Origin of the sequence: Tychonema sp. LEGE 06208 (assembly GCF_015207505.1) — a bacterium.
Classification (GTDB): Bacteria; Cyanobacteriota; Cyanobacteriia; order Cyanobacteriales; family Microcoleaceae; genus Microcoleus.
Window position 1 is genome coordinate 1 of sequence record NZ_JADEWT010000204.1, and the last position, 3,406, is coordinate 3,406.

Annotated in this window: 4 protein-coding genes and 1 pseudogene; 2 read left to right on the forward strand and 3 right to left on the reverse strand. The window is 47.6% G+C overall.

The features are described 5' to 3' along the window. From IQ263_RS27790 to IQ263_RS27800, 3 genes and pseudogenes are all read right to left on the reverse strand, one after another. A pseudogene (locus tag IQ263_RS27790) lies at positions 1 to 670 on the reverse strand (O-antigen ligase family protein); the annotation flags it as partial. Between the two features lie 69 nt (positions 671 to 739). Then, positions 740 to 1,585, reverse strand: coding sequence for a YaaW family protein (locus tag IQ263_RS27795; protein ID WP_194071257.1), 846 nt, complete (start codon positions 1,583 to 1,585; stop codon positions 740 to 742). Positions 1,586 to 1,713: 128 nt separating this feature from the next. After that, positions 1,714 to 1,914 (reverse strand): hypothetical protein, encoded by a 201-nt coding sequence (locus IQ263_RS27800; RefSeq protein ID WP_194071258.1) that lies wholly within the window; start codon positions 1,912 to 1,914, stop codon positions 1,714 to 1,716. 80 nt (positions 1,915 to 1,994) lie between these two features. On the opposite strand from IQ263_RS27800, the gene IQ263_RS27805 reads away from it, so the two are divergent. Further along, complete coding sequence (locus IQ263_RS27805; RefSeq protein WP_194071259.1) at positions 1,995 to 3,059, forward strand: NAD(P)/FAD-dependent oxidoreductase; 1,065 nt, start codon at positions 1,995 to 1,997, stop codon at positions 3,057 to 3,059. A gap of 229 nt (positions 3,060 to 3,288) precedes the next feature. Continuing rightward, positions 3,289 to 3,406: IS630 transposase-related protein (locus IQ263_RS27810; protein WP_194066405.1), on the forward strand; the 118-nt coding region annotated here is incomplete at its 3' end.

Sequence of the window (3,406 nt, forward strand, 5' to 3'; positions counted from 1 at the left end):
CTCTCCCCCTCTCCCTCTCTCCCCTTCTCCCACTCTCCCACTCTCCCCCTCTCCCTAGCTCTTCCATCCACAATCCGAGTGTTAAAATAAGAGCAATTGTCAGATAGCAAGCTAAAATATTAGCGTACATAAATACAGAAGCCATGCGGCCGGGGGGATTGCCTTTGGGTTCCAGTACCCAGCCAACAACAGGCTGCAATAAATCGATGCCGCTCCAACCTAAAAATTGCTGTCCCAAACCTAAAATTATTACGGGCACTGCACTAATTGCGATCGTCCAAGACATTTGTCGCAACTGAGCAGGAGTTTGAATTAAACTGCTGAAAATGGCAAAAAATATAAAGTAAGGCCAAAAATTGCACAAGCCTAAAACAGCATCGATGCGATTGTTAGCAAAAATCGTTGTGATGACTAGCACCGCAAAGAGGATGGCGAATCCTCGGTTCAGCGGGCGGCGGCTAATTTGACGATACTTTTGCTTGAAAGTACCGGCCAATCCTAAGAATATTCCTAAACCTCCCAATATTGGAATTAAGGGAAAAATCAGCATCCCGATTTGAGCGAAATTCCAAGGAATTACCAGGCGGCTGTCGGGATGTTTTTGGAGGCGAGATTTGAGATTTTTTGCTGTCTGTTTAGCAGCTAATTTGCACCGATTTTTTATATTCACTCACACTCCAATTCTTCAATTCTTCAATTCTTCAATTCTTCAATTCTTCAATTCTTCAATCCAAAATCGTTAGGCTAGTTCCCAAGCACATTCCGATCGCGTTAATCGAATTTGAGCTAAGGCAAAAATGGTCGGGATAATCCGCCCGTAGTTCGTGGAAATCGATCGCCAACCCAAATCCGCCACAAACCAAGTCCACATCACCGGGCCAAGCAGCGAAAACACGCTCCGCGTCGCACCGTAACGAGCAGCACTCACCGCCATCCCGCGCCGCGCCGCCTGAATTGCGACATAATTTTGAAACTGGGTGGCTGCGGTTGCAGTCCCTGCAAGCACTCCTTGTCTGGCCATTTGATAGGTGGCAAAATGCAGCGCAAATTGATTGGCCATCAGTTTGAGCAACATGGGTTTTAAGATAGAACTCACAGCTAAAGCGCTGCCACCTTTGAACAGCAAACCCAGCGGGTCTTTTTCTGCAGAAATTGGCAGGGGTTGGGAGAGTTTAGAATCAACAATTGCTCGCTGTACGCGCAGTGTTAGCGCTTGCTGTTCGTCGGCGGGTAAGCGCTTCCAAGCGCGGCCCATTAAATGCAGAAATACTTCGGCTTCTAAGTCGGTGGTTGACAACTGTTTGGGATAAGGGATTTTGAGATAGCGACAAACTTGAATTAGTGCTTGTCTGTAGGTTACTTGTTCGGTGCGCCCTCTGAGTACCGTCACCCCGTCGGCTGCAAGATACCGAAACCGCTGTTCTACGGCGTCTAGCCATGCTTCGCGATCGCGGCTTTGTACGTCTGTGGGTGCGGGGGTTTGCACGTAATCTAAGGGGTTAAACTTGCGGCTGAACAAGAGTTCTGTTAGTTGCTGCAATTCTTCTTCTGTTGTCAATTCTAATGCTGCTCTGAGTTCGTCCAAGATTTTGCCCTCCGCTAGGGTTATTTTAGATTTTAGATTTTAGATTTTAGATTTTCCCGAGTAGCGGGCTGTGGAATTTGCCGCTATATTTTTTTAAACTAATCTTACCTGTGCATTCGTGCTGTCCCCTATTCTACTACGTGCTGCAGGGCGATGGCGTTGGGCTTGCAACCCGTGCTGCGGCTCTCAGGGTTTGGCCGCAAACTGAAATACTGCACAGAAACTTCCCCCGCAGCTTTAAACTGATAACTATTGACTGTTGAGTATTGACTGTTGAGTGTTGACTGTTGAGTGTTGACTGTTGACCACTGACCACTGACAACTGACAACTGACAACTGACAACTGACAACTGACAACTGACAACTGACAACTGACAACTGACCACTGACCACTGACTAATGACTAACTATGTTCGATGTTGTGGCGATCGGTGCGGGGATGGCGGGGCTGATTTGCGCTCGGCAGTTGCGCCTCGCTGGCTATTCTGTGGCGGTTGTTGAGAAATCTCGCGGCCCCGGCGGACGAGTCGCTACTCGCCGCGTACAGGGCGCTAGGGCAGATCACGGGGCTCGCTATCTGGAGCCGCAGGGAGAGGCGGTGCAGGCGTTAATTGATGTTTTGGTCGATCGACAGATCCTGAAACTCTGGACGGATAGTGTGGCAGAATTCCGACAAGGAGAAATATCTGCTATTCCCTGTTCTTGTTATGTCGCACCTGCTGGGATGAATACTGTCGGTAAGTATATCGCAGAGGGTTTAGATATTTGGTACGGCCGCCGAGTCAAAGCTATTGCTCGTACTGACAATCAAATGTGGCGTCTTTCTCTGGAAGTTACCGACGACAATTTAGAGATACCTCAAGAATTGATTGCTAAGGCTGTGGTTGTAGCAATTCCTGCTCCTCAAGCTTTAATGTTTTTGGATTCGGAAATCGGTTTGTCGCCTGATTTTATTGACAAATTGCGTTCTGTGGAGTACGACCCTTGCATTACAGTTATGGCTGGCTATCCTGCAGCACGAAATTCAGAGTTGAGCAATCTCAATCCGCAGTGGAAATCTGTTTCTTTTCCCGATGATTCTGATTTAGCTTGGGTTGGCCTCGACAGCAGCAAGCGACTCGATCCGCCGCAGCCTGTGTTTGTGGTTCACAGCAGCGCCAATTTCGCGGAACGCCATCTAGAATCTACCGATTTGCCAACCGTTGGTCAAGAATTGCTCGATCGCACTTCTGAATATTTAATGCCTTGGCTGAATCAGCCGGAATGGTTGCAGGTTCACCGCTGGCGCTATGCTTTTTGTCGAAATCCTTTGCCTGTTTCTTGTTTGCCGGCGGCTGGGACTTTACCGCTGGTTTGTGCGGGGGATTTGTGCGGCGAAGGTCAAATTGAAGCTGCTTTGCGATCGGGAGTGGCGGCGGCTGCTTGGATAAATTCTCAGTTACAGAATTTGCCGTTAGATGCAAGCTTTCAATAGGTGATTAACACCGAAATTAAGGTGCGGCTGGGAAGGAAATTAAAGTTAAGCTTGATGTTAGGTTGGGTTCTGCAGTCATAGCTGGTACGCCATCGAACTGATGCTTTGTTACAGCATAGCGATTGTCGATCGATTTGTGGGGCGCAAGATAGGTATAGTCATTTCAAATAAGTATGAGACTATTTAAAAATGAGGTAAAATGAATAAAAATAGTGAAGCTGCTAGGAAAATGTCTTACAGTATTGATTTGAGAAAAAGAGTAGTGGATTATGTAGAAAATGGCGGTCGTATCGCTCAAGCTGCCGGACTTTTTAAGGTAGGAAGGGCAACGATATATCGGTGGCTGG